The organism is Leptospira brenneri, assembly GCF_002812125.1.
Classification (GTDB): Bacteria; Spirochaetota; Leptospiria; order Leptospirales; family Leptospiraceae; genus Leptospira_A; species Leptospira_A brenneri.
On sequence record NZ_NPDQ01000001.1, the window covers coordinates 94600 to 121009 of the forward strand.

The window sequence follows — 26410 nt, forward strand, 5'->3', positions numbered from 1 at the left end:
AGAATTGGATTAGGAATTAATAAAATTTCTAAGTAGATCTTTCCCCTCTTCTGATCCAAAAGATTCAGGATGAAACTGGACCCCTTCAATTTTGAAGGTTTTATGTCGTAGTCCCATAATTTCTCCCTTCCCTTCTCCCGAGAAAACTCGTGCCGTAATTTCTAAGTCTTTGGGAAGAGAACTTTCTTTTGCCACAAGTGAATGGTATCGCATAATTTCAATTCCTTGAGTGAGACCTTGAAAAACACCTTTTCCATCATGTTCGATAGGAGAGAGTTTTCCGTGCATGGCAACATTCGCACGAACCACTTCCCCACCAAACACTGTTGCCATTCCTTGCATACCAAGACAGATTCCAAGCACCGGAGTCGTTTTACCAAGTTCTTTTAGAATATCAGCACTCACTCCAAAATAAGCAGGATCTGCCGGATGACCAGGACCTGGAGAAATAATAATCTTATCATAGTTAGCTGATTTGATGACTTCAAAAGATTTTTCATCATTTCGGATGACATCTAATTGGAATGGTTCTTCCCTTTCCTCTAAAATTTCTCCCACAATTTGGTACAGATTGAAGGTAAATGAATCATAATTATCTAAGATGAGAACTTTCATAATGTTTTGGTCTCCTTTTTCGGTGAATGTTTTGTTTCCAATCCGTTAGGATGATTGGTGTAAATCCAATGCTTTGCGAACAGATGCCATTTTGTTGATGATTTCTTGGTATTCATCCTCTGGTTTGGAATCAAAAACAATCCCGCCAGAAGCTCGAACAAAACCTTTGTTTCCATTTACAAAAAAACTACGAATGGGAATTGCAAAAGTACAATCACCATTCAAACCAAAACTCCCCACAGCTCCCCCATAAGGACCACGTGGTGATTTCTCGATTCGTTCAATGATTTTCATCGATTCAATTTTTGGTGCCCCAGAAAGGGTTCCCGCAGGAAAGGAAGAAGCAAGTCCCGAAAACATATCTTCTTTGGAAGAAAGAATTCCCACCACTTCACTGGAGATATGTTGGACATGTGAAAATCTTTTTACATCAAAACGTCTTCTTACTTTGACTGTTCCAAATTTTGCAACTCGTCCCACATCATTGCGATGAAGATCTATGAGCATATTGTGTTCCGCAATTTCTTTGGGATCTGTTAATAATTTACGAGCAAGGAGTGTATCTTCTTTTGCATCTGCTCCTCGTCTTGTAGTTCCAGCCAATGGAAAAGATTCCATTTCTCCTTGTCGCAATCGAAAGAGTAACTCTGGACTTGCACCCAAAATGGCTCGAGTTCCAAACTTCACATAATACATATGAGGCGATGGATTGATTTCTCGTAAAGTTTCGTAAATGGCTAGTGGGTTTCCGTCTACACTGTAAACTTCTTCAAATCCAATTTGGCATTGGAAGGTATTTCCTGCTTTGACTTCTTCCAAAGCCTCTTCCACCATTTGTTTATGAACTTCTTTGGATAACCCTGCTTGTAATAAAGAAACCTTTACTTTTGGTTTCTCTGATTTTTGGCCTTGTGCAAGACTTAAGATTTGATTCACTTCTTCGCTACGATTGGTTCCGTTATCAAAATAAATCAATTCACCTGTAAATTTATCGTAAATGAGTCCATCCAAATACAGTCCGAAAATCATTGCCGGAAAATCAGGATGGGGTTCTAGTTTCAATTTGGGTTCAAAGAATTGCATACTTTGATACCCCAAGTATCCTACAAATCCACCCGCATAACTAATGCTTAGCGAATTGTAATCAGTAAGTTCTCTTAAAGCAAAATATGGATTCTCAACGGAATATTTTTTTCCATCAATTTCTAAAACACCCGGTTCTCCCAAAATGAGATGGGAAGGTTGGAAACCGATCACGGAATACCGCGAATCGTATTGGTTATCACCAGCGGATTCGAGTAAAAAACAGTTTTCGTATTTTGCCTCAATGACCCGAAAGAGCTCCCAAAACTCTACTCCTTCTGGCAAAACTAAGGAAGTGTAATTGGGTTTTTTCGGGATCTTGATTTTCGGAAGTGTTTGGCTCATAAAAAACTCTGTATTAGTTACCAAGATTCATTTTGAATCTTTTAATGAAATAAAAAAGGCAGGGACCGGATTCCGGAGCCTGCCTTTCGTGGTACCCGTTTTGGATCCGTAATTACTTTAGATTTTGATTTGCGAAATCCCAGTTTACTAAATTCCAGAATGCTTCTACATATTTTGGTCGAGCATTACGGAAATCGATATAATAAGCATGTTCCCACACATCAATCGTTAACAAAGATTGGAGTCCGTCTTTTAAAGGGCTTCCAGCATTGCTTGTGTTCACGATTTCAACACCGTCACCTTTTTTGACAAGCCAAGTCCATCCAGATCCAAAATTGGTAATTGCCGATTGCGAAAATTTTTCCTTAAAAGCATCAAAAGATCCAAAAGACTTTGTGATGAGATCAGCCACAGCACCAGTAGGAGCCCCGCCACCTTTTGGGGAAAGGGAATGCCAGTAGAAAGTATGGTTCCAAATTTGTGCCGCATTGTTAAAAATCCCGCCGGAAGATTTTTTTACAATTTCTTCTAAGCTAGAGTTTTCAAACTCAGTACCTTTGATTAGGTTATTTAAGTTTGTAACGTAAGTTTGGTGGTGCTTTCCATAATGAAACTCTAAAGTTTCCGGTGAAATATGGGGAAGAAGTGCATCCTTTGCATAAGGAAGTTCTGGGAGTTTATGTTCCATGGTTGGTCTCCTGATGGATTTCAGTGTAATTGTATTTTCTATCTAGTATGGATCGCAAAAGCAAATCGTAAACTAAAAAAGTAGAACGATTCTAACCGTTCCCCTCTATTAATTTCGACTGACTGTAGAACGAACTGTCTTTAATAAATTTAAAATTTCCGAATGTAAAACTCCGTTAGAAGCCACTAACTCCGGAAGTCCTGTATAATAATGAACTCCATTTAAATCAGTCAATTTCCCACCCGCTTCCGTTAAAATCACAGAAATGGCTGAAACGTCCCAATGTTTGACAGTTTTCTCCCAAATGGCATCCATCACACCTTCCGCAATGAAACAAGCATCCAAAACAAAGGAGCCAGTTCTGCGAAAGGATCTTGCATAAGTTAAAAATCCAGAAAGGTCTGCCATAATTTCTTGGATCATATGAGCTCGTTTTGTGGGAAGGTTCGGTGAAAAGATCGCACGATTGAGTTCCGAAATTCGAGAAGTTCGGATTTGTTCTCCGTTTTTATAAGCACCTTCGCCCATCACAGCAGAATAAACAGACTCTTGTGGGGGGACGATGACAACTCCGCCCACCGGTGTTTCCCTGTGTTCTAATCCAAAGGAAATGGCATACAAAGGAAGGCCGCGCACAAAATTCATAGACCCATCCACTGGATCCAAAACCCATTTAAAATCTCCACCGTCAATGGTTGGTTTGTCTTCGCAAATAATCCCGTCTTTTGGAAAAGACTTTTGCAAAAATCGAATGAGTATGTCACCTAACTTACCATCGGCAGAATCGATCCTTTCTTTTTCATCAGCATCTGTTTCCGAACGAACGGAAGATACTTCCCTTTGGATTTTTTTTGCTTCATGGATGATTCCCATAGCATTGGCTTTTACGTATTCGATCCGTTTGATGGTTTCATCAATGGGGAAACTAATGGTTGGTGAAGATATGCCCATATTACCTACTTTTTAATTGTCAGAAGATTTTTGAATGATTTTCCATAAAATATTTCCGGACTTCGACTGTGTTCTTTCCACTTCAAATGAGGAAAGATACTCGTGATACTTATTTAAAGTTTCCTCTGGAATTCCCGCGTCAGTTTCCGTGAGAATGGGATAAAAGTTTCGAAACTGCTTAATGGTTTTTGGCAGACTAGGAATTAAAAACCGCAAAGATAAAGACAAATAATCAATACCAATCGGACTATAAATTCTTCCCAATTTCCAAATTTCAGGAGTGATTCCCAGTTCCTCTCGGATTTTAGATTCCGTTTCTGAAAAATCAATTTCATCAAAAATTTCAGAAAACCTACGAATGGGTTTGTTTGAATCCTTCTCCGATTCAACACGAAAAATTCCGCCTTGGAATCGTTTTGCTTGAAAGTCTGTGATATTCTCCCCCTCTTCCAAAGTGGAATGAAGATGGATGATTTTGACTTGGAAATACAAACGATCCGTAATGATAGACGGTGTCATATTTTGGGAACCAGGTTTTTTGATTTCTTCTGACTTGGCCCCACCCAAATACAACATATCTACTGAAAAAACATATAAAAACCGAGAAGACCCAAAAATCATAGGCCTTACAAAAAACAATTTTCCTGTTTCTCTTTTCGGTCTCGGTTCCGGTAACAGACAAGTTCCCTCTATGGCTTCTGGAATATATTTGAGAACTGTTTGCACAAAGTCTTTAATATCACCAAACTCTGGTTGTGTGACAGAAGACCCCGGGATTACAAATCGATCTGGAAACTGGATGTATGGTGAATGTAAGTTATCCACATAAATTTCACCTGGTTTATTTTTGGCGGATGTTTCGTTCAGAATCCGATTGATTGATTGATAATCTTGTACTTTCATTTTTGATTTTCAAATAAGAAATTCTATTTTTGTATTCTTTTGATTTTATAACCAAAAGGTTTTAAAATCGAAAGTCCTGCCAATTTATGTTTCGGAGAGTGGTTCATTGTAATTTCGTAATTAAACTGTTTTCCTTCGCGATAATGGCGTTCTATCGTTCCGCCAAGAAAACCAAATTTTACACCGGCCTCTTTTAATATCTTTCGGTACAAAAGGATAAAACTTTCAGGAGTTAAAGAAGTTCCCACATAATAAACTTTTCCTTTTCCATAGGAATTCACCGTAACCGCTGCTTTTCCCGAGTAAAACTTTTTGGAATCATTATATTTTGCCACAACCTTAGCTGTGGTCGGTTCTAGAATTTCGCAAAATTTGGAACCTTTGAGTGGTAAAATTCCCATACGAATTCCGACCTTATCTGTTGCCGGCGCTTCAAACTGAAACACCTCCACCCCAGCGAGTTCTCCAAACACGCCAGGAACTGGCTCTTCTACCATCCAGTGGTCTTTGTCTTTAATTCCAGCCCGATATCCCAAAACCAAAGTTCCGCCATTTGCCACATAAGACTTTAGTTTATCTACGATTTTGGGATCGAACATTGTATATAAAGGAAGGGTAAGAACTTTATAGTCCGACCAATCATTATTTGCATTCACAGATAAGGAATGTGTATTTACATTTAAAACATTGGTTCCGGCAAACCAAGTAGCAACCTCAATATCATAACCGACTTGTGCAAAAGGTACCGGTTCGAATTTTAAACCATCACTTAACGGCTGGTGTTTATAATTTCTAGAATTGTCAATATCATGGAGAATTGCCACCTCTGCTTTGTAAGGCGAATCTGCTACATCGTTCGCAAACTCACTGATATCTTGAATGGTTTTTTGTAATTCAAAGTATTTGGCGGTTTTTCTTTTTCCATGATCCAAAATTCCGTAACAAAGTTGTTCCTGGCCAAAACGAGCTGTGCGGTAACGAAAGAAATAAATTTGATCGGCTCCATTCACAATGGCTTGGGTCAACCAAAGTCCAATTTGACCAGGGGGTGGAAGATAACCTAAAGTAGTATGTCCCTGTACTCCTGAGAATTGTTCCATTACCGTGTAAGGTTTGTTTTTTAAACCACGCGAGTATTGTTGGGTCGCAGAAACCAAAGGATGAGGGTATGGTTCTTGTTGGTTCCCCCAAACAGGATAATTGTCCCAAGACACATAATCCAATTTGGAAAATAATTCAGACATATCTGTCACCGGTAAAAATGGAGAAGGATAGAGGTTTGTTGTCAGAGGTTTGTTTTTACTATATTTACGTAAAATGTCTGCTTGGAAATGGATGTAGGAAACTAACTCATCTGATTGGAATCTATAATAATCCTGGATCATTGCCGGATTAAAATCACTGGATACATGGGCTGCTGGTACTGGAATTTCATTCCAGTCGGAATAGATAACTCCCCAAAATACATTCCCCCAACGTTTGTTAAGCGAATCTAATGTTTTGTATTTGTTTTTCAGCCAAACACGAAAATTTTTTAAGGCAAGAGGTGAATAATCCAAATCCGACCCTTCATGCCCCGGTTCGTTGTCGATCTGCCAACCCACAACCGCTGGGTGATTGCCAAAATGTTTGGCCATTGCGGTAACGATTCGTTCTGTTGCCTTTTTATAAGCAGGGGAAGAGAAACAAGCTTGGCGTCTTGTTCCAATCCCTCGAATGATTCCGTCTTTGGAAACCTGAACAATTTCTGGAAATTTTTTGTACAACCAAGGTGGGAAAGTGGCTGTGGGAGTTCCCAAAATGGCGGTCATCCCATGTTCCTGGACTTTCTTCAAAACAGCATCGAACAAAGAAAAGTCGAACTTTCCTTCTTTCGGTTCCATGATCCCCCAAGCAAACTCTGCAAGCCTTACTGAAGAAAGACCCATTTCTTTCATAATTTTTAGGTCTTCATCCCAGTCCTCAGGGTTCCAATGTTCGGGGTAATAACAGGCACCAAAGATCATATTTTTCCTTTTTGCGATTGCAGAATCTAGTTTGTGACACAGACTGAATCAGAAAACACCCCTTTCAATCAAATAATGTCTGACAAAGTTATTTTAGGTATATCCAACACCCACCACTATCGATTTACTCTAGTCGATCTTACAGAAACCGCCAAAGAAGCGATGTTTCTGCATTCTCTTAATAAAGAAATGTCTGTATTCCTTTCCAAAACCATGATGGGTTCGTTATTTCTTGCAGAGATGACGAAAAACCAACAAAAGGTTAGCATCCAATGGAAGGACGATTCCAATAAACAAGCATTAGCCTATAGTGATCGTTATGGTAAAATGAAGTCAGTTGCATATTCTGCAAACCTTGAAGAAGGAGATATCCGAAACGAATTCATTCTCGGCCAAGGAATCATGAAAGTGATTCGTTGGGATTATGATTCTGATACTTACCAGTCTTATACCAATCTTGTCGAAGATACCTTTGAAGTAAATTTTATCAAATACCTAACAGAATCGGAACAAATTAAAGCGATCGTTGGTATGGAAGTGTTTCCTTTTGATTTTCCCGGAAATGATTTTTCTGCGAAAGGTATTTTCTTTGAAGCTCTACCAGATGCACCAGAGGAAAGTTTTCAATTTCTAAATTCTAAAATTCAATCCTTAGTGAAAAAGGAAGCGTTTTGGGCTTTGGGATTGGATGAAATGTTTCAATCCTTACAAACAGAAATTGGATCGGAATTAGAAATTTTAAGTAACGAATCCCCAGAATTTTTATGTGATTGTTCCAGACATAAAGTTGCAGATATCATTGCTTCTCTTGGAAAACAAGAAGCAGATTCTATCATCGATGAGTTTGGAAAAATTGAAATTACTTGTGAGTTTTGCCGAACCGCATACCAATTTGATTCCTTTGATGTGGAGAAATTCTTTAACCAATGAAGGCAAATTTTCTATCCCTGAGAGAATCCGAGTTAGGCCCAGTTTTTATAAGTTTAGATCAGTTGGTAAATGCTTTCTTAAAAAAAAAACAATTCCCTATGATCCTAGTATCCGGGGAAATGGGAGCAGGTAAAACCACCTTTATCCGTGAATGGTTTAGCCGCATGGGAACAGAAAGTTCCATCAACTCACCTACATTTTCTTTATACAATATTTACGATTCGCCTAACTTTCGCTTGTATCATTTTGACTTATATCGAATCAAATTAGCTCAAGAACTGGATGAGTTAGGATTTGAAGAAATTTGGGGAAAAGAGGGAGTTTCAGCGATTGAATGGTGGCAGATTGCCGATTCCTATCTACCGAAAACCAATCGCATTTTATTATCCATTGAATCTGACTCCATCGAGTTTCGATCCTATACCTTGGAATGGTCAGAAACTGAGGTCTTATGAATCTTCTATATTTTGATACCACGCAAGATTGGATTCAGGTTTTAGTAGCCAGTCATTCTAAAGAATTGGGTTTAAAAACTTTATCAGAACTAACAGAAACCACTCCTAAAGAGTCTTCTTACAAACTTGTAGAACTGATTCGAATTTCCTTAGAAAAGGCAAATATCACAAAACCTGATTTGATCGTGGTAGCCAATGGACCCGGATCTTTTACAGGTATTCGCATAACAGTGACGACTGCGAGAGACTTATCACAACTTTGGCAAATTCCTGTTTTTGGAATCGATAGTTTGGAAGCCTATTTGATTGGTTTAGAGGAAAAGAATAGTAGTCCAGGTTCTTCCCTTCTCTGTTTAGATGGAAAACAAGGAAAATATTATACAAAATATTCTACACCGATTGGTTTTTCCGAATCTTTTGACCTTACCCCAGAATCGATTGAATCAAAAATCAAATCCAATGAATGGACACCTAACAATTGGTACTATACTGGAGCTTTGCCTAAGTTTTATCCAGAGACAGCTATAAAAATTGAAGCGACAAAGCTTAATCTTTCGTCTATACTACAGTATAGTTTGGAACAATACTTCAATACCGAACAGAATAAAAACGACTATTTATCTCTCCTGCCCAATTACATCCGCGGGACCTACGTAGATCAAAAATGAATTTATGGATACCTATAAAATACAAAGAAAAATCATAGAATTTCTGGATCAAAAGTCTGGAAAGGACATCACAAGACAAGAGATCAAAAAAAAATTTACCGAATCAAGTGAATTCAAACGACCCGACCCAAAAACAAAAAAGGTAAAATCCTTTAAACGAAAGGAAAAAGTTCCTAGAAAAGAAATCGAATTCCTTATCGACCAACTTATCAATTTGTTGGAAGCAGAAGGATTGTTAATACCAAATAAAAAGTACTTAACTGTAGCTAGTCCCTTTCGCCTAACAGGCAGAATCTCAATTTCTAGAAGGGGAGATGGGTTTATCTCCCTACCTTCTAAAAACGAAATCTTCGTCCCTGGACCGATGACTAATTCCGCCATCACTGGTGATAAAGTAGAAGTCATTCCCTTAGGAATTGGAAAAAAAGATCGGCTCGAAGCAGAAGTGACCAATCTCCTCAAAAGAGGCCGTGTTCTTTACCGAATGCGGGTGAAAGAGAAAACGAACAAATTTGTTTTTGGAAATTTTTTGGATATGCTGGGAGATAACAAGGAAGGTGTTCTTCATGTTAAATCCATTTTAAAAGATACTTTTGATTCGATTAACATAAACGATATTCTCATCGTAAAATTCAAAGAGGGAGCGCCTCCACAAGATAATTTATATGATGTGAGTTTCATTCGATTTGAATCGGATACCAAAGAAGACAGCGACTTACAACGGATTTTAATGAAATACAATTATGATCCGGTGCATCCCGATTTTATTCCTTTAGATTTTCCTGACGAAGTTTCTGAAAAAACTGTCAGTGACTGGAACCAAAGAACTGACTTACGTGATCTGTATGCTGTAACGATTGATGGAATTACCGCAAAAGACTTTGATGATGCCATCAGTTTTGTTGATGAAGGAAACAGATTAAGAATATGGATACATATCGCTGATGTTTCTTACTATGTAGAAAAAGGTTCTGCCTTAGATAAGGAAGCCTACGAAAGAGCTACATCCGTATATTTAGCAAACCGAGTGGTTCCTATGTTACCACCCATTCTATCCGAAAGTCTCTGTAGTCTAGTTGCGAATACCAATCGACTTGCCTTCACCGTTGAAATGGAAGCTAGTAAAACAGGCGAAATATACAATGCTAAGTTTTACAAATCAGTCATCAAAGTCAATACTCGTTACACTTATGAAATGGCCGAAGAAGAAATCAAAGCCAAAGATCCAAAGAATTGGATGTATCAAGTTTCTTTATTCACGGAAGCTTTACGCAAACGTAGAATGGAAGCTGGAAGAATTGATTTAAATTTACGAGAGACAACAATCACTTGGAACCAGCAAAAGGAACCGGTTGGAATTGAAAACCGAGAACGCCTAACAAGCCACCTCTTAATTGAGGAATTAATGTTATCTGCAAATTTGAAAGTAGATGAATTTTTACGAAAGAAAAAAGTTCCTTCCTTACATCGTATCCACGAAGCCATGGACGAAGAAAAATTAGAAACCTTAAATCATTTTCTTCAACTGAACGGATACAATATCCAAATCAAAGATACAACGTATGCAGAGATTATGAAGGCAGTAAAAGAAATTGAAGACAATTCCGTAGGAAAAATTTTCAATTATTTACTGTTGCGAAGTTTTATGCAAGCTTACTATGGAGCCGATCCACTCGGCCACTGGGGACTTGGATTTAAAGACTATTGTCACTTTACTTCACCAATCAGACGTTATCCGGATTTAATTGTTCACCGAGTTTTGCAAGCGACTCTTTTGGAAACAGAGAGAGTTTACTCAGAAAATGAAATTGCAGTAATGGGTCTTCATTGTTCCGAGGAAGAAAGAAGAGCCGCAGATGCTGAACGAGATATTGTCAAAATCAAATCGTTTCGGTATTTGGAATCTACTGGAATTAAAGAGTTCAAAGGTTTTATTGTTGGGATTAGGCCTTCACAAATTTTTGTCGAGTTGGACATTTCCAATTTGGAAGGGGTTTTGGATAAATCAGAATTTACGGATGAGTTTGAAGTTGTGATTAAAAACGACTTCTCTTTTTATTCTAAAAAATATTCCAAAATCTTTTTTATTGGAGATCCAGTATCCGTAAGTCTTGATCGTATTGATTTTGAAGAAATCAAAGTCTTTCTAAAACTGACTGATTTTAAAAAAGACGAACCGACAACTAAGAAAAAATAAACTAAACTTCCGAATCTATTTTATAAAGATAGATTCGGAATCTCTTCCCGTTTCCAAATTTTTCTAAAAAATTGCCGATCATTTATTTGAATCGACATGAGCTTTTTGATAATCTCTTCTTCCGAAATTTGAAAAGTTTTCATTAAATCCCGATTTAATGATACTTGAGAATGAGCCACCCATTTCACAAGAGAATGTTTGTTACGCTCCTCTTCTGGTAACAATTCATTTACCTTAGCAAAAAATTCTTCATGGCTTAGAAATAGACCATTGGAGATTTCTGGCATAGGGGCTGCACCATGATCAGCAGTAACCACCATGATAAAGTTATCTCCAAAATTGGTTTTTAAAAATTCGAAGATAGTTTCTATTTCTTTGTCTGTAGCTCTTAAAACCTGTTCAGCCTCTTTGGATTCCCAACCATACAAATGCCCAACAGCATCTGTTGCTTTTAAGGTTACGTAAGCAAGATCTGTAATTCCATCTTGAGCTTTATTCGTTTTCAAAATGGTTTCTGTAATGGTGTCTCGAAACAATCCCCCGTCCATTTTGACTTGAAATTCAGATCCTTGAAAATGGTGAATTTTTGCTATCAAGTCTAAAGGATCTTTCGCTTCAAAATGTGTTGAGATTTGTTTTTTGTTATCAACATAGAATTGATAAAGATTATAGTTTTGTACAGATTTTGGTGTAAGAAAGGCATTGGAATAGGAAGACCAAGATAAATTTTTAACATCTTGCCAATACACATAATCAGCGTCTGATAAAATTGGATTTTTATCTGATGTCTTTAAATTAAATTGTTTTCCATGACCAGCCATACCAACAGCAGCTCTTGCCGCATAACACTGACTAACAATTACAGGTTCGTTATTTTTGAATAGATCCCATTCATCGGAAAAACTGGGAACCGCTAATTCACTCAAATCCCAATCTTTATTGGCACCTTGGTACACAGGTCTATGAAGAACCTTCCCATCAACATAGGTATAAATTTCATTGGAGAAAATTTTTGAATCTTTGGGAAAGGCACCTGTACCGATTGCCATATGGCCTACAGCTGTATGTGATTCTAAATGGCCTACTTTTGCTTTTTTAAAATAAGCAGTGTTGTTTTTCAGATTTTCTAAAAATGGATAAGAACCTTTGTGAGCTTTATATAATTGTCTTCCGCCTTGATCTACCACAACTGTTACAATGATTTCTGGTTTTTGAACCTGGTTTTGAAATATCTTTTTTAAATAAGTTACATCGATAGAATTTTTAAATTTAAAATCTAAAATTTCTCCATAAATAGATGGGATATGTTGTTGGTTGATTTCATCAGAATACTGACCGTTACGGATCCATTTTGGGCCATAAATCCAAATGGGAATTTCAGTATCATAAAAATATTGTGTATAGTGAGATGTATAATTTACTTCTTTGGAAAAATTTTCTTCCTCAGCGTCTAATTGCCACTGGTCCCTTAACTCATCCCAAGACAAATCATGGTCTTCTAAAATATTTTTAATCTCTTCCTTTGAATAATGGGAAAGAGTGATTGCGTCCCTTGCCTCTCTATCAAAAATATTGAATGGAAATGGGGCTAATATTAAATCTGTATCGGGCTGCATGGATAAAAATGCAGCTCGTTTATAATCCTTTTCCCAACCACAATTAAAAAGAAGCACCAACAAACCAAGTATGAGTATATTTATTCGTTTATTATTTTTTTGGTTTATCACGATTTCCTTCCTGTCTTGCTACACTTTACCTAATGTTTACTTTAATAGGCAAGTGCGAATTCGAGTTGTTGGAGATCTCATGTGCCATAACTCGCAAATCTCCACTTATTATCGACCAAAAACAAAAGATTATGATTCCAGTGGCAGTTTCGAATACGTTTCAAATTTGTTACAAGATGCGGATTTAACATTAGGAAATCTAGAAACAACCATTGCAAATGACCCAAATGAATTTACTGGTTACCCAAGATTTGGATCACCAATCGGTTATTTAACAGGAATTAAAAATGCGGGATTTGATATTTTATCAACAGCTAACAATCATTCTGCTGACAAAGGGCCTTTTGGAATCGACAATACCATTGATTCCGTAATAAAAAATGGAATGGTTCCCATCGGTACTTTCAAAACGAATGCTGACTATTTAGAGAGAAAAGATTTTTTTTTAGAACTGAACGGAATCAAAATTGCCATTTATAACTACACTTACTCAACTAACGGAATTCCTGTAAAAAATGATAGAATGGTTCGTTTGTTAAATGAAAAACAAATTAAGGAAGATGTAAGTTTTGCAAAAGAAAATGGAATTCACTTTGTAATTCTTTGGTATCACTACGGATCTGAGTACGAAGAAAAACCTGACAATTCCCAGACGAAATGGGTCAACATCGGAATTGATGCTGGTGCTGATATTATCATTGGTGGACATCCACATGTTGTACAACGAATCGATCGATTCCAAGAAGAGAAAAATTGGGAGGATAAACTTGTTGCTTATTCTCTTGGTAATTTTTTATCAGCACAAAATAGAGAAAATACCGATGGCGGAATCATCCTTACCTTCGAACTAGAATTGGATTCAGAAAATAGAAAACGAATTAAAAATGTCACAACCGATCCTGTTTGGGTGTACTCACATGGTTATAAAATTATTCCCATCCAGATCTACAAAAGGAACGAAATCTCGTTAAAGATTCCTAAACATTCAGAAAAAAGAATGTTTCAATACGAGGCACATTTGAAAAAAATTCCGGGTTTAAACCTTTAATGGATCTTCTTCGAATGAAAACTTTAAGTAGTATTCTATAGTTTTTTGAAGAATTTAAAATTTAGATTTTTAATTTGAAATTTCGCCAGCGATAAGTTCATATCCTTTCCCTTCGCGAATCAAATCAACCGAATCATCATTGATTTGTAAGATAGTAGAAAGTTCCATTTTTACAATCCCACCATCTATAATCCCATCCACCTGATTTCCGTAAATGGATTCTAAATCATCAATATCGATGATAAACTCATCATCACAAAATGCAGAAGTGGAAGTCAGGGGAGAATCGTGAATTTTTAAAAGTTCAGTTAGGTAAATATGATCTGGAATACGAATTCCTATATGTTTATCTTTATGATGAACTACTGATGGTTTTGGTAAATTTTTATTGGCTTTGAGGACAAAAGTGAAAGGACCTGGTGTCACTCGTTTCATCAAACGATAGGCCGAATTTGGTAAGTATTCAATAAAATTGGATGCCATTGAAATATCTTTACACATAAGAGAGAGTGGTTTGTCTTTAGGAAGTTTTCGAATGGAATAGATTTTTTCCACTCCTAGTTTAGAATTTGAGTCGGCAACAATCGCGTACACTGTGTCTGTCGGAAAAATATAAACAGCTCCATCCTTCAACTTTTCAGAAATCTGTTTGAGTTTTCGAATTTCTGGATTTTCTGGATGGAGGTATAAAATCATACACTTTCACTGCTACTACTGAGCCGTGAGTCCCCCATCTAAAACAATACATTGTCCTGTCATATAAGAAGAAGTATCGGAAGCCAAATAAATCGCTGCTCCAAGTAATTCTTCTGGTTTTCCCAGTCGTCCCATCGGAATACCAGCAAGCACCTGTTTCATGATAAACTCTTTATCTTTGATCATATCGGTCATTTCTGTATCGATAAGTCCAGGGCAGATTACATTCACTCGGTAACCATTATTACACCACTCAATCGCGAGTGCTTTAGATAAAGTGATCACAGCTCCTTTTGTACCGGAATATACTGAAGCAAGTTTACTTCCTACCATTCCTAAAACCGAAGCAATATTAATAATGTTTCCACCATCCTTTTTATGATGTTTATAATATGCCTGGCAGTTACGAAACACACCCACATAATTTGTTTGGACTATATTTTGTAATTCCTCTTCTTTAAATCCAGAAGCCGGAGTGTTCGTTGCAATTCCTGCATTATTGATGAGTGTATCAAGTCTCCCATGTTTTGCTTTGATTTGACCAATGACTTCATAGGCTGCCCCTTCGTTACGAACATCCAGAACCACTCCGTTGATTCCTTCTTTGGACATCCATTCAATAGATTCTGGTCTAGAACCAGCTCCATAAACAATGGCACCTGCATCTCTGAATCCGAGAGCCAAGGTTTTACCGATACCTCGGCTGGCACCAGTGATTAAAATCGATTTTCCTTTTACGTCAAATAAACTCATTTTACCTCGTGATTGGAAGGATAACAATCGCTAGCTTGAGGTTTTGTGTCTTCCAAAAGTTTTTTATAATCTAAAGTGTTATCGTCCCGAACCAAATCTCTTCTTATGTAGTGTGTTCCTTTTTCATAGTAATCCGCTACAGGATTACAATCTTGAATGTCTTCCGAATAACCTCGTTTACATCCAAAAACAAAAACGAATGCCCATAAAAAAATAGCCAAAAGTCGAGGACTCATCATTATGAAAAGAAACAATATCCCGTAAGGAATAGCAAGAATTTGTTTATACTCAAATCGACCTCACCAAGACGAATCCAAATCCTTACCGACCTTGGATTCCAATTCCAAGTCGAACCAGCAAACATCGATGAGTCTGAAAACGATCACGAGTCGGCGTTGCATTATTTAGAACGAATGGTCCACTCAAAGTTAGGAACCGACGGGGATGTTAAGAATCTTTATTTGGCTGCCGACACCATTGTCGTTTTTGAGAAAGAAATTTTACACAAACCTGTGGATTTGGAAGATGCTTTTCGCATTCTAAAAACTCTTTCAGGGAAGAAACATTCGGTTTTTTCGGGTGCGGGGATCCGTTTGGGAACGGGAATCGATTTTTTTTATGAAGAAACCGTAATCCAATTTAAAAACTGGAGCGAATTAGAAATCAAAGATTATATTCTAAAATACAAACCTTTTGATAAAGCTGGATCCTATGGAATTCAGGACCAAGATGGACCCGTTCAGACGCGAATTGGGTCATATACAAATGTGATGGGATTTCCACTTCGAAGTTTTTTTGCTCGTTCCTCCGTGTGGTTGCCGTTCTGGGAAAGGTCTTTTAAGCGTATAGGCTGACTAAATTTCCAGGTTTGTAAGCCGCTTTTGCTTCTGGATTTGTTTGGACTTCGGCTGCTTTTTTTTCGGTATCCCCTGAAACATACTTCGGCTGGTAAGAACGAGATTGGATCGCTTCCACCTGTTCTACCGCTTGGGTATTGTATGCGGGAGACACATACATATACGGTTCGCCTAGTCCTGAAACTCTTGCCACATTACTTGAGATTTCCATACTATGAATATCGCCTCGATCCTAACGAAAGATTAGACCGGTTTAAGGAAAATGGAAACAAAAAAATCACAAGCTAGAGAATTTAGCTCTCTTTTCCAACTATTCAAAACCCAGACTAGTACCCTTCCTCAATTTTTTGCCTATTCTGGTGAAGACTCCTATGAGTTTGAACTGATCATCGAACATTACAAAGAAGCACTTTCAAAATCATCAGGGGCTTATGAAATCATTTTGATTGTTTCCGAATCTGGAGAACAGGCAAAACTTTTTGCAGAATTATTCACTCCGGATATGTTTTATCCAAGAAAGTTAATCATTGTGAAACAGGCCGCCGCCCTTTTTAAACCAATCCTGGATACTAAAGCGACACAAGAATGGAAAGACTTTGCATCCGGATTTCGCAAAAATATTACTTCAGTATCTGATGAAATATTTCTTTTAATTCATTACGATGGAAAAGACATCCCTCAAAGTTTGGTCCAACTCTTTCAAGGAACCTTAAACTATTATAAAACAAAGTTTCTTTATCCGAGCGATTATCCAAAAGTATTTAAAGAAGTTTGTGACCAAGAGCAGGTTCATTTTGAACCAAATGCTGCAGATGAATTCATTCATCGAATTCCAGCAAATGTGGGAGCATATCTTAAGAGTGTAAAAAAATTAAAACAATACCTCCATCGTTCTAAATTCACAATTGATGATGTAAATTCTGTTTTATTCAGTCAAAATGAACTGAATACCAATGTTCTTGTAGAGACTTTGGTTCAAAAACGAAAAATAGATTTTTTTAAAGAGTTCACAAAGTTCAACGACCAAAACTCTGAAATACTCAGTTTTTTAACCAGACTCAGTTATAAACTCGATGAAATTCGTAAAATCAAAGTCATTCGAGCGCGCCACAACGGCGAAGTTCCCATACCCATTATGGATGAACTTTTAAAAACCGGAAGTTATTCTGATGCTAGAAAAAATTTTGTGAGAAGGCAATTGATATCTGATTCTGCTTTATTTACAGATAAAGTATTAGATCTGTTTTATGACCAAGTGATTGAAATGAATATCAAATTTAAATCAGGTCTTCGGGATGAAGAAGGGAGAAATTATTTTTTACAAAAAATTATGCACCTCTTTTCCTTACTTCAAGAAAGGTCTTCCAAATGATATTCGTGTAATTTGCGATACAAATTTCTTTCAGAAATGCCAAGTAACTTGGCGGCCTTTTCTCTATTTCCTTTTGTATAAATCAAATTTGCCTTGATGATTTCTTTTTCATAAGTTTCCAAACTGATTCCGGGTTTAACCTCTAATTCACTTAGTTGGTTATCAAAAAAATGAGTCGGAATCTGTTTCCAATGTAGTTGTTTTCCAGAAGAGAAACCAACCAACGCAAAGATCGTATCTCGTAATTCGGAAAGATTTCTAATAAATGTTTTATTCTTAAAGAAGATAAAAAAATCTTCCTCAATGTTCGTAATCTTTTTACCGAGTTCTGTATTTGCTTCTTCTATAAATTGAGAAACAAACTGTGGTAATTCAGAAATTCTTTTTTTAAAATTTGGAAGTTCAAAACGAAAAGACTTTAATTGATCATAAAACTCGGAATACACATTCTTTTGATTTAGAATTTCAAGTTCATCAGAATGAATTTCCCAGTATAAATATATTTTTGATTTTTCTTCGTATTTTTCTGATTTCCACCATTGTTGTAATAACAACACCTCTTCAGGTTTTGCCTTTGTAATTCGATCAATTAATATGGTAACAATTTGTTTTGAAGATTTAATTTTTTCTAAGGAATCAATAAGTGAAAGCGGATAAGAAAAATCCAAACTGATTATAGAATTTGGAGAGACGTTTCTTTGTTCTAAACTTCTTTGGATCCAAAAACTTTTTCCAACACCTCTTTCCCCAATGATTAACATTGGTAAATGAGAGTTGGAAGTTTCTATCCATTGGTTGCGAATCTTTTGTATATCGGATCCGCTACAAATCCATTCTACAGCGGATTTATTTCTTTTTAATGACACTCACTGTCCCTTGTAGATAACCGTTGAACTCTCTAATCTTATTCATATCTAAAAACTTTTTAGCCTGGGAAGGTTTCACCATTAATGTTTTAGGATATGTAGTATTGATCTTTAGAAGGTTTGTCTCCGCCGGTGCATTTTTAACCCCCCAAGTTGAGAGAGGATCTAAAACAAATGTAGTTTGGATCAAATATTCTTTTCCCTTGGTCACGACTACATCATAAGGTAGTTGAATCCAAATAGCTTCGCCTTTTGATTCAACAAGAACCGTTTGAAATCTATCTTTTTCCGTTTGATCAGTATTCGATTCTGTTCGTAATATATATTCCAAATCTGTTTTGATTTCTTCTTTTTCCAAAACACGTTTGTCAGAAATCTTTTCATAAGCAAGATAAAGATTATACGGTGTAATTACATCCACAGCTGCACGCACTAGGGATGCATCGTATTTTTTAACTTGGTTCTGGTTCCAATTGAAAGGCATTGCTAACTCATCTATCGAGGAATAAACATTAAACTGATTTAGGTAAAGGTATTCATATCCTTCTGAAGTACCGATCTTCTGGTATTCTGTAATTCCTACCACTCGACTATTACTTGCTTTTCCAATACGTTGTAATTCTCTAATCGTTGTCAGTTCTGAATGGTTAGGAACCAACAACACTGGTTCAATTTCCATATGCCTTAGATCATTAAGCGCCATAATGATCGACCCAGATTTGTCTTTAGTGTTAGGAGAAAGAAGTAAAAATAGTTTTCTGGATTCTTTTTTTCCGGAAGCAATTTTTGATCTTAATCCTTGCAAAGCGGATACAATTGATTCCGATTGGTTGTTACCTTGCCAACCGGTCTCTTCCATTAACTTTTTAATTTCAATATGATCTTTTGTTGGTGGGATCGTAATGGTTTTATCTTTTTTGATAAGAGTCACACCTAAAAACAAACCATCTTGGTCATACAAAGAGTTAAGGCTCTTTAAAACATCTTTTTTGTAGTAAGCATAAGAAGAATTAATATCTATGAAAACATTGATTTCATAATTAGGAGCTACTTTGTTTTTCTTTTCGTAAAACCTTGGTGGCAAAAATCGGAAACTTTTTTCATTATGTTTTTCATAAGCCAAAACAAAGTTTGAAATAAGTTTTGATTGGATTGTTTGTCTCGTTTGATTTTTACAATTGAAAATAATTGTTTTTACAAGAATTGGATTTCCGAAATCAATTTGGTCCTGTACTACAAAATGCGAATCCCATTCATTACAATAAGAATACAAATCTTGGTCTTTTAGTTCGCCCTCTTCGTTCCACTCTGATTCATTTAATAAATTTTCTACAACCTTTGGGTCTGTGATTTCAGTAAAAAAATTTCTTTTTAGGTAGTGTCGTGAAAGGCGGGACAACTCAAATCCAGCCTCACGCCTTGTTCCTAGAACCGCTGGAACTTCGCCAGAAATATAAGCAGGTAGGATAGAAATTTCTTTCGCAAAAATAAATTCGGGAAAGAACGCAAATATAAGGAGAACCCATAAATAGGGAATTCGGAATGGTCGGCGAGACATAAAATTAAAATCGGTCCACTGAGAGAAAATGTAAATCTTTATCCTACAATCATCCTTCGTTTTCTTTGAGAAAAGATTGACAAGGGGTTTTTATGGGATCAAATTCTTCCGAAAAGGAGTAGATTCTTTATGAAGAAATCGCTTATCGTATGTGCCTCTCTAATCGCATTTGTTGTATCTTGCGGATCCAATGATGGAGGCAGAAGAGACGCTACGACCGTAGGTAAAAATGGTTGGATTTTTGAAGGTTGGGCTTGTGCACCTGATGCAGCTGCTGCAAAACGTGGTGAAAGCCCTGCTGAATATTGCAAAGGGAAAGAGAAAGAATTCGATTATCTTTACATGAAATTTTCTGCACGTGCTTCTGACAAAGCAATCAAAGCTAACTCAGTTGCTATGAAACAATCCACTTGCCGTGAAGCAGCTCGTCTTCAAGTTGCTGGTGATGGTTTGAAAAAAATCTTAGGTGAATACTTAGAACAAGCTTCAGGTGTATCTGATGGTCAATCCACAGGTTCCGTAATTGTTTCTGAATCAAAAGGTATCATCAAAGGAGTTGGAGTTTATGACTGCTGCTCACTTAACAACGATACAGGAATTTGTGCAAATGTTGGCGAACCTGAGACTTGGGAAGAATGTCAGTGTGTTGGATACTTGCGTTATGCGGGTGGACAAAAAGCTCTTGAAGCAAAAGCAACTGCAGCTCAGTAATCTGACTGTTTAAACTTTAACTTCAAAAAAAGCCTCCTTTTTCAGGGGGCTTTTTTTTGTCCTAATGACAAATTTACTTTTTTAACTTAGGATCAAAGTAATGTTTATGAATGAATTCTTGAACTACTTTATGTTCTGCTGCAGCTAAAGGTTTAAAGATCACTGAAGTTGTTTTTCCTGCCGTTCGATGAACCGTTCCAATAATTTCTAATGGATTTTGGTGGAGCGAAAATTGAATCTTTACTTGGTCCCCTTCATAAAAAATAGCAGTTGTTTGAAAAGCTAGTCCCCCTGTTCCTAAATCAGAAAGATGTCCAGTCACAGGTGTGTTTTTTGATTTTACGAGTTCTACAGTGCAAGGTACATCTAACTTCACACGTGCATCTTTTCGTTTTTGTTTCACTCCACCGTATTTACTATAACTATCGGAAAATATCGACTGTTTTGAATCTGCCATTTTAACTTCCTTTATACGAGACTAACAAACGTTTCACAGTTGATATTCTCGTTTTTTATTTCGCTTGTTTCCAAAAATTTAGAATCTATCTGCACAGATTCTAATCTATCTATAAATTGATTCACATTTGTAATGGATAATAATTCTCTTTTGATTTCTTCAGGGAAACCAGTATTTTCTATATATCGTATAAAATGTTTCCGAAAAAGTATCAAAGCATAATCATCTTCAGACGGATAAAAATCTAACATCAAATTTAAATGTTCGAGAATGATTTCTTTGATCTCTCTCCAAGAAATTTTTTCCTTTGGTGTTTCCGAGAAAATCCATGGGTTTCCAATGGCCTTGCGACCAATAAGAACAAGGTCGACCCCATACTTTTTTTTCTTAACCATTGCTTCAGAAAAACTTGCCACATCTCCATTTCCAAAGATAGGAACAGTAGCCTTGGATTTAATCTCGCCAATCGCATTCCAATCGGCAAATCCAGTATATGCCATTGCTTTTGTTCTGCCATGAACCGAAATTGCCGATACACCTGATCCTTCTAATACTTTGACTGTTTCTAAGTAGTTTAAGGAATTAGCATCCCATCCGAGACGAATCTTGGCAGTAACCGGTAGACCTGTTTTTTTGCGGATTCCTTCGATCATTTCGCCTGCCAAACGAACATTTCGCAAAAGACCTGCTCCTGAGCCGTGATGCGAAACTTTGGCCACAGAACATCCCATATTCAGATCGATCACATCAGGATTTTTGGAAGCAGCAATTTCTGATGCATTCACAACCGTATCTAAATCGGAACCAAAGATTTGAAAAAAAATAGGTCTCTCTTTTTCCAAATAACGAAACATATCCAGGGATTTTGTATTTCCCATTAACAACTGTTCTGTGGAGACAAATTCTGTATAAGCAAAGGCAGAACCAAACCGTCTTGTAATTTGTCTATACGGGCTGTCGGAAATACCAGCCATCGGAGAAAGAACAACGTCACCTTTGATTGTTACATTCCCGATGGTAATCATACTTGCTCTCTAATTATTCTGATTCAGTTTCCGAGTCTCGCACAACAGCAAAGTCTTTTACAAAGTCGTCATCCTTTGTGTTTACAACTTTAACACCCATAGCCGAGCGACCCACCATCGAAATGGTTTTGACTTCCACACGAATTGCCATACCCGATTGAGTGATCACAAGGAGTTCATCTTCTTCTTTTACAGATGAAATTCCGACTGCGCGTCCATTTTTTTCACCAATTTTTAAATAGGTCATCCCTTTGCCACCACGACCCTTGGTAGAAAATTCTTCAAAATCCGTTCGTTTTCCAAATCCATTTTCGGAAACGCAGAATAAATTAGTTCCTGGTTCTACTTTGGTGATCCCTGCAATCGCATCGTCATCCTCTAACTTCATCGCAGTGACACCAGATGCAGTTCTACCTTGTGAGCGGAGTTCATTCAAATTCATTCGTATGGCGAGACCATTTTTACTTCCAATAAATACATCGTAATTATTTGGATTGGCAATCACATCAATGAGTTCATCTCCATCACGAAGCCCAATCGCAATGATTCCCGATTTTTTAGTATTTGTAAATTCATCCAATTGGATTTTTTTCACAAACCCTTCTCTTGTCACCATAAGGAGATAAGACTCATCAAAATTTCTAAAAGTAAATAATGATGTAATGATTTCATCCTCATTTAAGTTGATCACTGCTTTGAGTGATTTTCCTCGTGCTTCTTTAGAACCAATCGGTAATTCATAGACTTTCATGAGGAAAGCTCGACCTTTGTTCGAGAAAAGCATCAAGTTGTCATGAGTCATGGCACTACTCAGTTTTTTAACAAAGTCTTCTCGTTTGGTAGAGATTCCTTGTACACCCTTCCCACCGCGTTTTTGACGGCGGAAAGTGTCCATCGGAAGACGTTTAATAAACATATCCTCCGAAAGTTGAACCACAACTTCTTCATCAGCAATCAAATCTTCTGCATTAAATGTAGAGGACTCTAATGATTCTAAACTAATATCTGTTGTGCGATTGTTTCCAAAAGATGTTGCTACTTTACCTAATTCATCACAAATAATTGATTTCACTCGTTCTGGTTTAGCAAGGATATCTTCCAAATCTGCAATGAGGAGTCGCACTTGTTCTAATTCTTCAATGATCTTCTGTACTTCTAATGAAGTTAAACGTTGTAAACGCATTTCCAAAATGGCGTCCGCTTGGATTTCCGAAAGAGAGAAAGTCGCCATGAGGGAGCTTTGCGCTTCTTTTACATCTTTAGAAGCTCGGATGATTCGAATGACTTCATCGATATTATCTAATGCAATACGAAGCCCTTCTAAGATATGAGCTCTTTTTTGGGCTTTATCTAAATCAAATTCAGTTCGTTTGACAACAACTTCATTTCTATGGTTAGCATAAGCTTTTAGAATTTCTTTTAAAGAAAAGATTTTGGGACGGTTGTCCAAAATCGCAAGCATTGTGATTCCATAACTCACCTGCAACTGTGTGAGTTTGAAAAGTTGATTCAGAATGACTTGAGCGTTAGCATCTTTTTTGACATGAATCTCAACTCGAATTCCCTTTCTATCAGAAAGATCTAAAATTTCAGAAATACCTTCTATGATCTTCTCATTCACAAGCTCCCCGATTTTTTCGAGTAAGTTCTTTTTGTTTACTTGGTATGGAATTTCATTAACAACAATGATCTCGCGACCCTTGTTATTTTCGATAATTTCTACCTTGGAACGAATTCGAATGGAACCTTTTCCTGTCGCATACGCTTGGTAAAGACCTTCCCCACCGATAATCGTTCCCCCCGTAGGGAAATCCGGTCCAGGAATGATTTTCATTAACTCAGGAAGAGTAATATCGGGATTTTGAATGAGGGCTATGACTGCATTGACCGCTTCTTTTAAGTTATGCGGAGGTATATTGGTCGCCATACCGACGGCAATCCCCGTAGATCCATTCACTAAAATGTTTGGAAAATTAGCAGGTAATACATCCGGTTGTTGTCTTGTGTCATCAAAGTTTGGCGAAAAACTAACAGTATTTTTTTCAATATCTCTTAGAAGTTCTTCTGCAAGTTTTGTGAGTTTTGCTTCGGTATAACGATAAGCAGCCGCATTGTCACCATCAACAGATCCAAAGTTACCTTGACCATCGATGAGAATTTCTCGCATAGAGAAAGTTTGAGCCATACGAACCATAGTTTCGTATACAGGTGCATCACCGTGCGGGTGGTAGTTACCAATCACTTCCCCTACAATCTTTGCTGATTTTACATAAGGACGATCCGATCTCCAACCTCTCTCATTCATCGCATGGAGCACACGTCTGTGAACTGGTTTTAATCCATCACGAACATCAGGAAGAGCACGACCAACAATTACGCTCATCGCATAATCAAGGTAAGCTTCCTTCATTTGATCTTCGATTTCAACCGGAATGACCCTCACGCCAGCTTTTAAGGCTCCTGCAACGTCTGGTCTACCGGAAAGATTCAGTGCTAAGGTTTTGTTTGATTCGTTTTCTTGGCCGTTTTGTTCGGTCATTTTTTTATCCTAATCCGATTAAAGGTCTAAATTTGCAACTTTGTAAGAATTCGCTTCAATGAAACGACGACGAGGGGAAACTTCATCCCCCATAAGGATATTGAATGTATCCTCAGCCTCTACAAAATCTTGTAACTTCACTTGTAACATAACACGTTCTTTCGGATCCATTGTGGTATCCCAAAGTTGTTCTGGATTCATCTCTCCAAGTCCTTTGTATCGTTGGATGGTTACTTTATCGTTTGGTCTGGCTTTTAAAATTTCATCCTTTTCCCGATCCGAATAAACATAAACTGCCTCTCGACCAAACTTCAGAAGGTATAACGGAGGTTGTGCGACAAACAACGAACCCGTTTCGATAATGGGTTTCATATAACGAAAGAAAAAAGTAAGAAGAAGAGTTCGAATGTGAGATCCGTCCACATCCGCATCTGTCATAATAATGATTTTTTTGTATCGGAGTTTATCGATATTAAATTCATCATCACCGATTCCTGTTCCCATAACAGTGATGAGTGTTCTAATTTCATCATTCGAAAGGATTTTGTCCAAGCGAGCTTTTTCTACGTTGAGAATTTTACCTTTGAGTGGAAGAATCGCTTGTGTATTTCGATCGCGACCTTGTTTCGCAGAACCACCAGCCGAATCCCCCTCGACAAGATACAACTCGCAATGTTCAGGATCTTTCTCTGAACAATCCGCAAGTTTTCCTGGAAGGCCACCACCTTCTAAAACTGTTTTTCGTCTCGTAAGGTCACGTGCCCGGCGAGCTGCTTCTCTCGCTTTTGACGCTAAGATACCTTTTTCTAAAATCTTTTTGATGACAGCAGGATTTTCTTCGAAGAAACGATTGAGTCCTTCTCCCGTAATGGTCTGCATTAGACCTTTTACTTCTGCATTTACCAACTTTTCTTTTGTTTGTGAGTTAAACTGTGGTTGAGGGATTTTAATCGAAATGACGGCACAAAGTCCTTCTTTGATATCATCCCCTTGCAAACCATTAGGCTGTTTTTTAAAAAGAACCTGATCTTTCTTTAAATGATCGTTTAATGTTCTCGTTAAAGCTGTTCGAAAACCTTCTAAGTGAGTTCCACCTAGGTTATTATTTATTGCATTGGTAAAACAAAATATATTTTCGCTATAGGTATCACAGTATTGGAGAGCAATCTCAGCCCAAACATTTTCTTTTTCTCCCACAAAGTGTAAAACTTTATGAAGAGGGTGTTTTGATTCTGTGATGTATTCCACAAAGGAAACAATTCCACCATCAAATTTAAACTCGTGTTTGGCGATTTCTTCCTTTCTTTTATCTTCAATACGAATGAGAAGGCCTTTATTTAAAAAGGCGATTTCTCTAAAACGCGCAGAGAGAGTATCAAAAGAAAAATCAACAGTTGTAAAAATAGTATCGTCTGCTTTAAAGCGAACAACCGTTCCACGGTGTGTTGTATCCCCTATGACTTTTACATCTTCTAGAGGAACACCTGCTTGGTATTTTTGATAATGTAATTTTCCATCTTGGTGTACTTCCACTTCCAAATAAGTAGAAAGAGCGTTTACTACAGAAACACCCACCCCATGAAGACCACCGGAAACTTTATAAGCATCATTTTCAAACTTTCCACCAGCATGTAAAATAGTAAGCACCACTTCAATAGTGGACTTACCCTTATCTGGGTGAATTCCTGTTGGAATTCCACGACCATTGTCTTTTACTTCTATGATATGATCAGGGAGAATACGAACATCAATCTCTGTACAGTGCCCAGCCATTGCTTCGTCAACAGAGTTGTCCACAACCTCATAAACCATCTTATGGAGTCCAGACTCATCCTGGGTTCCAATATACATTCCGGGGCGTTTCCGGACCGCCTCTAGACCCTCTAGAATCTTAATTTTCGATGCCGAATAGGCGTTTTGATCGGTTTGATTGGACATAGATTGATTAGATACCCTATAG

The 26410-nt window shown here is 37.3% G+C and carries 25 protein-coding genes; 8 read left to right on the plus strand and 17 right to left on the minus strand.

Annotation, left to right across the window (positions count from 1 at the left end):
- Positions 1–9: 9 nt before the first annotated feature.
- The 6 genes from CH361_RS00480 to CH361_RS00505 all read right to left on the minus strand — a co-directional run bounded on the left by CH361_RS00480 (position 10) and on the right by CH361_RS00505 (position 6591).
- The gene (locus CH361_RS00480) at positions 10–615 is read right to left on the minus strand and encodes an anthranilate synthase component II (protein ID WP_100788875.1); all 606 of its coding nucleotides are present in this window, start codon (positions 613–615) and stop codon (positions 10–12) included.
- 45 nt (positions 616–660) lie between these two features.
- Positions 661–2043, minus strand: a complete 1383-nt coding sequence (locus CH361_RS00485) for an anthranilate synthase component I family protein (protein ID WP_100788876.1) — start codon at positions 2041–2043, stop codon at positions 661–663.
- A 112-nt stretch (positions 2044–2155) separates the two neighbouring features.
- On the minus strand, positions 2156–2731 hold the full coding sequence (locus CH361_RS00490; protein ID WP_100788877.1) for a superoxide dismutase: 576 nt from the start codon (positions 2729–2731) through the stop codon (positions 2156–2158).
- 108 nt (positions 2732–2839) lie between these two features.
- Positions 2840–3682 carry an inositol monophosphatase family protein gene (locus CH361_RS00495; RefSeq protein WP_100788878.1) on the minus strand — a complete coding sequence of 281 codons (843 nt, stop codon included), beginning with the start codon at positions 3680–3682 and terminating at the stop codon, positions 2840–2842.
- A 12-nt stretch (positions 3683–3694) separates the two neighbouring features.
- Entirely contained in the window at positions 3695–4585 is an 891-nt protein-coding gene (locus CH361_RS00500) for an LIC_10030 family protein (protein ID WP_100788879.1), read from the minus strand.
- A gap of 23 nt (positions 4586–4608) precedes the next feature.
- Positions 4609–6591: a beta-galactosidase gene (locus CH361_RS00505; RefSeq protein ID WP_100788880.1), complete on the minus strand. Its 1983-nt coding sequence runs from the start codon at positions 6589–6591 to the stop codon at positions 4609–4611.
- A gap of 75 nt (positions 6592–6666) precedes the next feature.
- Between CH361_RS00505 and CH361_RS00510 the strand changes: the two genes are divergently transcribed.
- The 4 genes from CH361_RS00510 to CH361_RS00525 are packed head-to-tail and all read left to right on the plus strand — an operon-like array spanning position 6667 to position 10841.
- Positions 6667–7521: an Hsp33 family molecular chaperone HslO gene (locus tag CH361_RS00510; protein WP_100788881.1), complete on the plus strand. Its 855-nt coding sequence runs from the start codon at positions 6667–6669 to the stop codon at positions 7519–7521.
- A complete protein-coding gene (gene tsaE, locus CH361_RS00515; RefSeq protein ID WP_100788882.1) occupies positions 7518–7976 on the plus strand; it encodes a tRNA (adenosine(37)-N6)-threonylcarbamoyltransferase complex ATPase subunit type 1 TsaE in 459 nt (152 codons plus the stop codon). Before CH361_RS00510 ends, tsaE begins: the two co-directional genes overlap by 4 nt.
- A complete protein-coding gene (tsaB, locus tag CH361_RS00520) occupies positions 7973–8644 on the plus strand; it encodes a tRNA (adenosine(37)-N6)-threonylcarbamoyltransferase complex dimerization subunit type 1 TsaB (RefSeq protein WP_100788883.1) in 672 nt (223 codons plus the stop codon). Before tsaE ends, tsaB begins: the two co-directional genes overlap by 4 nt.
- Positions 8645–8648: 4 nt before the next feature.
- Positions 8649–10841 (plus strand): ribonuclease R family protein, encoded by a 2193-nt coding sequence (locus CH361_RS00525; RefSeq protein WP_100788884.1) that lies wholly within the window; start codon positions 8649–8651, stop codon positions 10839–10841.
- Positions 10842–10861: 20 nt separating this feature from the next.
- Here CH361_RS00525 and CH361_RS00530 read toward each other — a convergent pair whose 3' ends face one another.
- Positions 10862–12568, minus strand: coding sequence for an alkaline phosphatase family protein (locus CH361_RS00530; protein WP_208861355.1), 1707 nt, complete (start codon positions 12566–12568; stop codon positions 10862–10864).
- On the opposite strand from CH361_RS00530, the gene CH361_RS00535 reads away from it, so the two are divergent.
- On the plus strand, positions 12528–13616 hold the full coding sequence (locus CH361_RS00535) for a CapA family protein (RefSeq protein WP_100788885.1): 1089 nt from the start codon (positions 12528–12530) through the stop codon (positions 13614–13616). The two genes, CH361_RS00530 and CH361_RS00535, sit on opposite strands and share 41 nt — an antisense overlap.
- A 69-nt stretch (positions 13617–13685) precedes the next feature.
- Here CH361_RS00535 and CH361_RS00540 read toward each other — a convergent pair whose 3' ends face one another.
- From CH361_RS00540 to CH361_RS00550, 3 genes are read right to left on the minus strand one after another with little or no spacing between them, the layout of a single operon-like run.
- Positions 13686–14312, minus strand: coding sequence for an L-threonylcarbamoyladenylate synthase (locus CH361_RS00540; RefSeq protein WP_100788886.1), 627 nt, complete (start codon positions 14310–14312; stop codon positions 13686–13688).
- Between the two features lie 15 nt (positions 14313–14327).
- Complete coding sequence (locus tag CH361_RS00545; RefSeq protein ID WP_100788887.1) at positions 14328–15065, minus strand: SDR family NAD(P)-dependent oxidoreductase; 738 nt, start codon at positions 15063–15065, stop codon at positions 14328–14330.
- Complete coding sequence (locus CH361_RS00550) at positions 15062–15304, minus strand: hypothetical protein (RefSeq protein WP_208861357.1); 243 nt, start codon at positions 15302–15304, stop codon at positions 15062–15064. The genes CH361_RS00545 and CH361_RS00550 overlap by 4 nt, the downstream gene beginning before the upstream one ends.
- A 39-nt stretch (positions 15305–15343) precedes the next feature.
- Here CH361_RS00550 and CH361_RS00555 point away from each other — a divergent pair, with 39 nt between their 5' ends.
- A complete protein-coding gene (locus CH361_RS00555; RefSeq protein ID WP_100788888.1) occupies positions 15344–15919 on the plus strand; it encodes a Maf family protein in 576 nt (191 codons plus the stop codon).
- Here CH361_RS00555 and CH361_RS00560 read toward each other — a convergent pair.
- A complete protein-coding gene (locus tag CH361_RS00560) occupies positions 15903–16133 on the minus strand; it encodes a hypothetical protein (protein WP_100788889.1) in 231 nt (76 codons plus the stop codon). The two genes, CH361_RS00555 and CH361_RS00560, sit on opposite strands and share 17 nt — an antisense overlap.
- Positions 16134–16184: 51 nt before the next feature.
- On the opposite strand from CH361_RS00560, the gene holA reads away from it, so the two are divergent.
- The gene (gene holA / locus CH361_RS00565; protein ID WP_100788890.1) at positions 16185–17294 is read left to right on the plus strand and encodes a DNA polymerase III subunit delta; all 1110 of its coding nucleotides are present in this window, start codon (positions 16185–16187) and stop codon (positions 17292–17294) included.
- Here the strand turns inward: holA and CH361_RS00570 are convergent.
- Both CH361_RS00570 and CH361_RS00575 read right to left on the minus strand, forming a co-directional pair.
- Positions 17273–18160, minus strand: a complete 888-nt coding sequence (locus CH361_RS00570) for a helix-turn-helix domain-containing protein (RefSeq protein WP_100788891.1) — start codon at positions 18158–18160, stop codon at positions 17273–17275. The genes holA and CH361_RS00570 overlap by 22 nt on opposite strands.
- On the minus strand, positions 18141–19718 hold the full coding sequence (locus tag CH361_RS00575) for an LIC10012 family protein (protein WP_100788892.1): 1578 nt from the start codon (positions 19716–19718) through the stop codon (positions 18141–18143). The genes CH361_RS00570 and CH361_RS00575 overlap by 20 nt, the downstream gene beginning before the upstream one ends.
- A gap of 129 nt (positions 19719–19847) precedes the next feature.
- On the opposite strand from CH361_RS00575, the gene CH361_RS00580 reads away from it, so the two are divergent.
- Positions 19848–20429 (plus strand): lipoprotein LipL21, encoded by a 582-nt coding sequence (locus tag CH361_RS00580; protein ID WP_100788893.1) that lies wholly within the window; start codon positions 19848–19850, stop codon positions 20427–20429.
- A 73-nt stretch (positions 20430–20502) separates the two neighbouring features.
- On the opposite strand, the gene CH361_RS00585 is transcribed toward CH361_RS00580, so the two are convergent.
- Genes CH361_RS00585 through gyrB form a run of 4 tightly spaced genes read right to left on the minus strand, consistent with a single transcriptional unit; the run spans position 20503 to position 26388 of the window.
- Positions 20503–20886, minus strand: a complete 384-nt coding sequence (locus CH361_RS00585; RefSeq protein WP_100788894.1) for a PilZ domain-containing protein — start codon at positions 20884–20886, stop codon at positions 20503–20505.
- Between the two features lie 11 nt (positions 20887–20897).
- Complete coding sequence (locus CH361_RS00590; protein WP_100788895.1) at positions 20898–21911, minus strand: tRNA dihydrouridine synthase; 1014 nt, start codon at positions 21909–21911, stop codon at positions 20898–20900.
- Between the two features lie 13 nt (positions 21912–21924).
- On the minus strand, positions 21925–24450 hold the full coding sequence (gene gyrA / locus CH361_RS00595; RefSeq protein WP_100788896.1) for a DNA gyrase subunit A: 2526 nt from the start codon (positions 24448–24450) through the stop codon (positions 21925–21927).
- Between the two features lie 18 nt (positions 24451–24468).
- A complete protein-coding gene (gene gyrB, locus CH361_RS00600; RefSeq protein WP_100788897.1) occupies positions 24469–26388 on the minus strand; it encodes a DNA topoisomerase (ATP-hydrolyzing) subunit B in 1920 nt (639 codons plus the stop codon).
- Between the last annotated feature and the right edge of the window lie 22 nt (positions 26389–26410).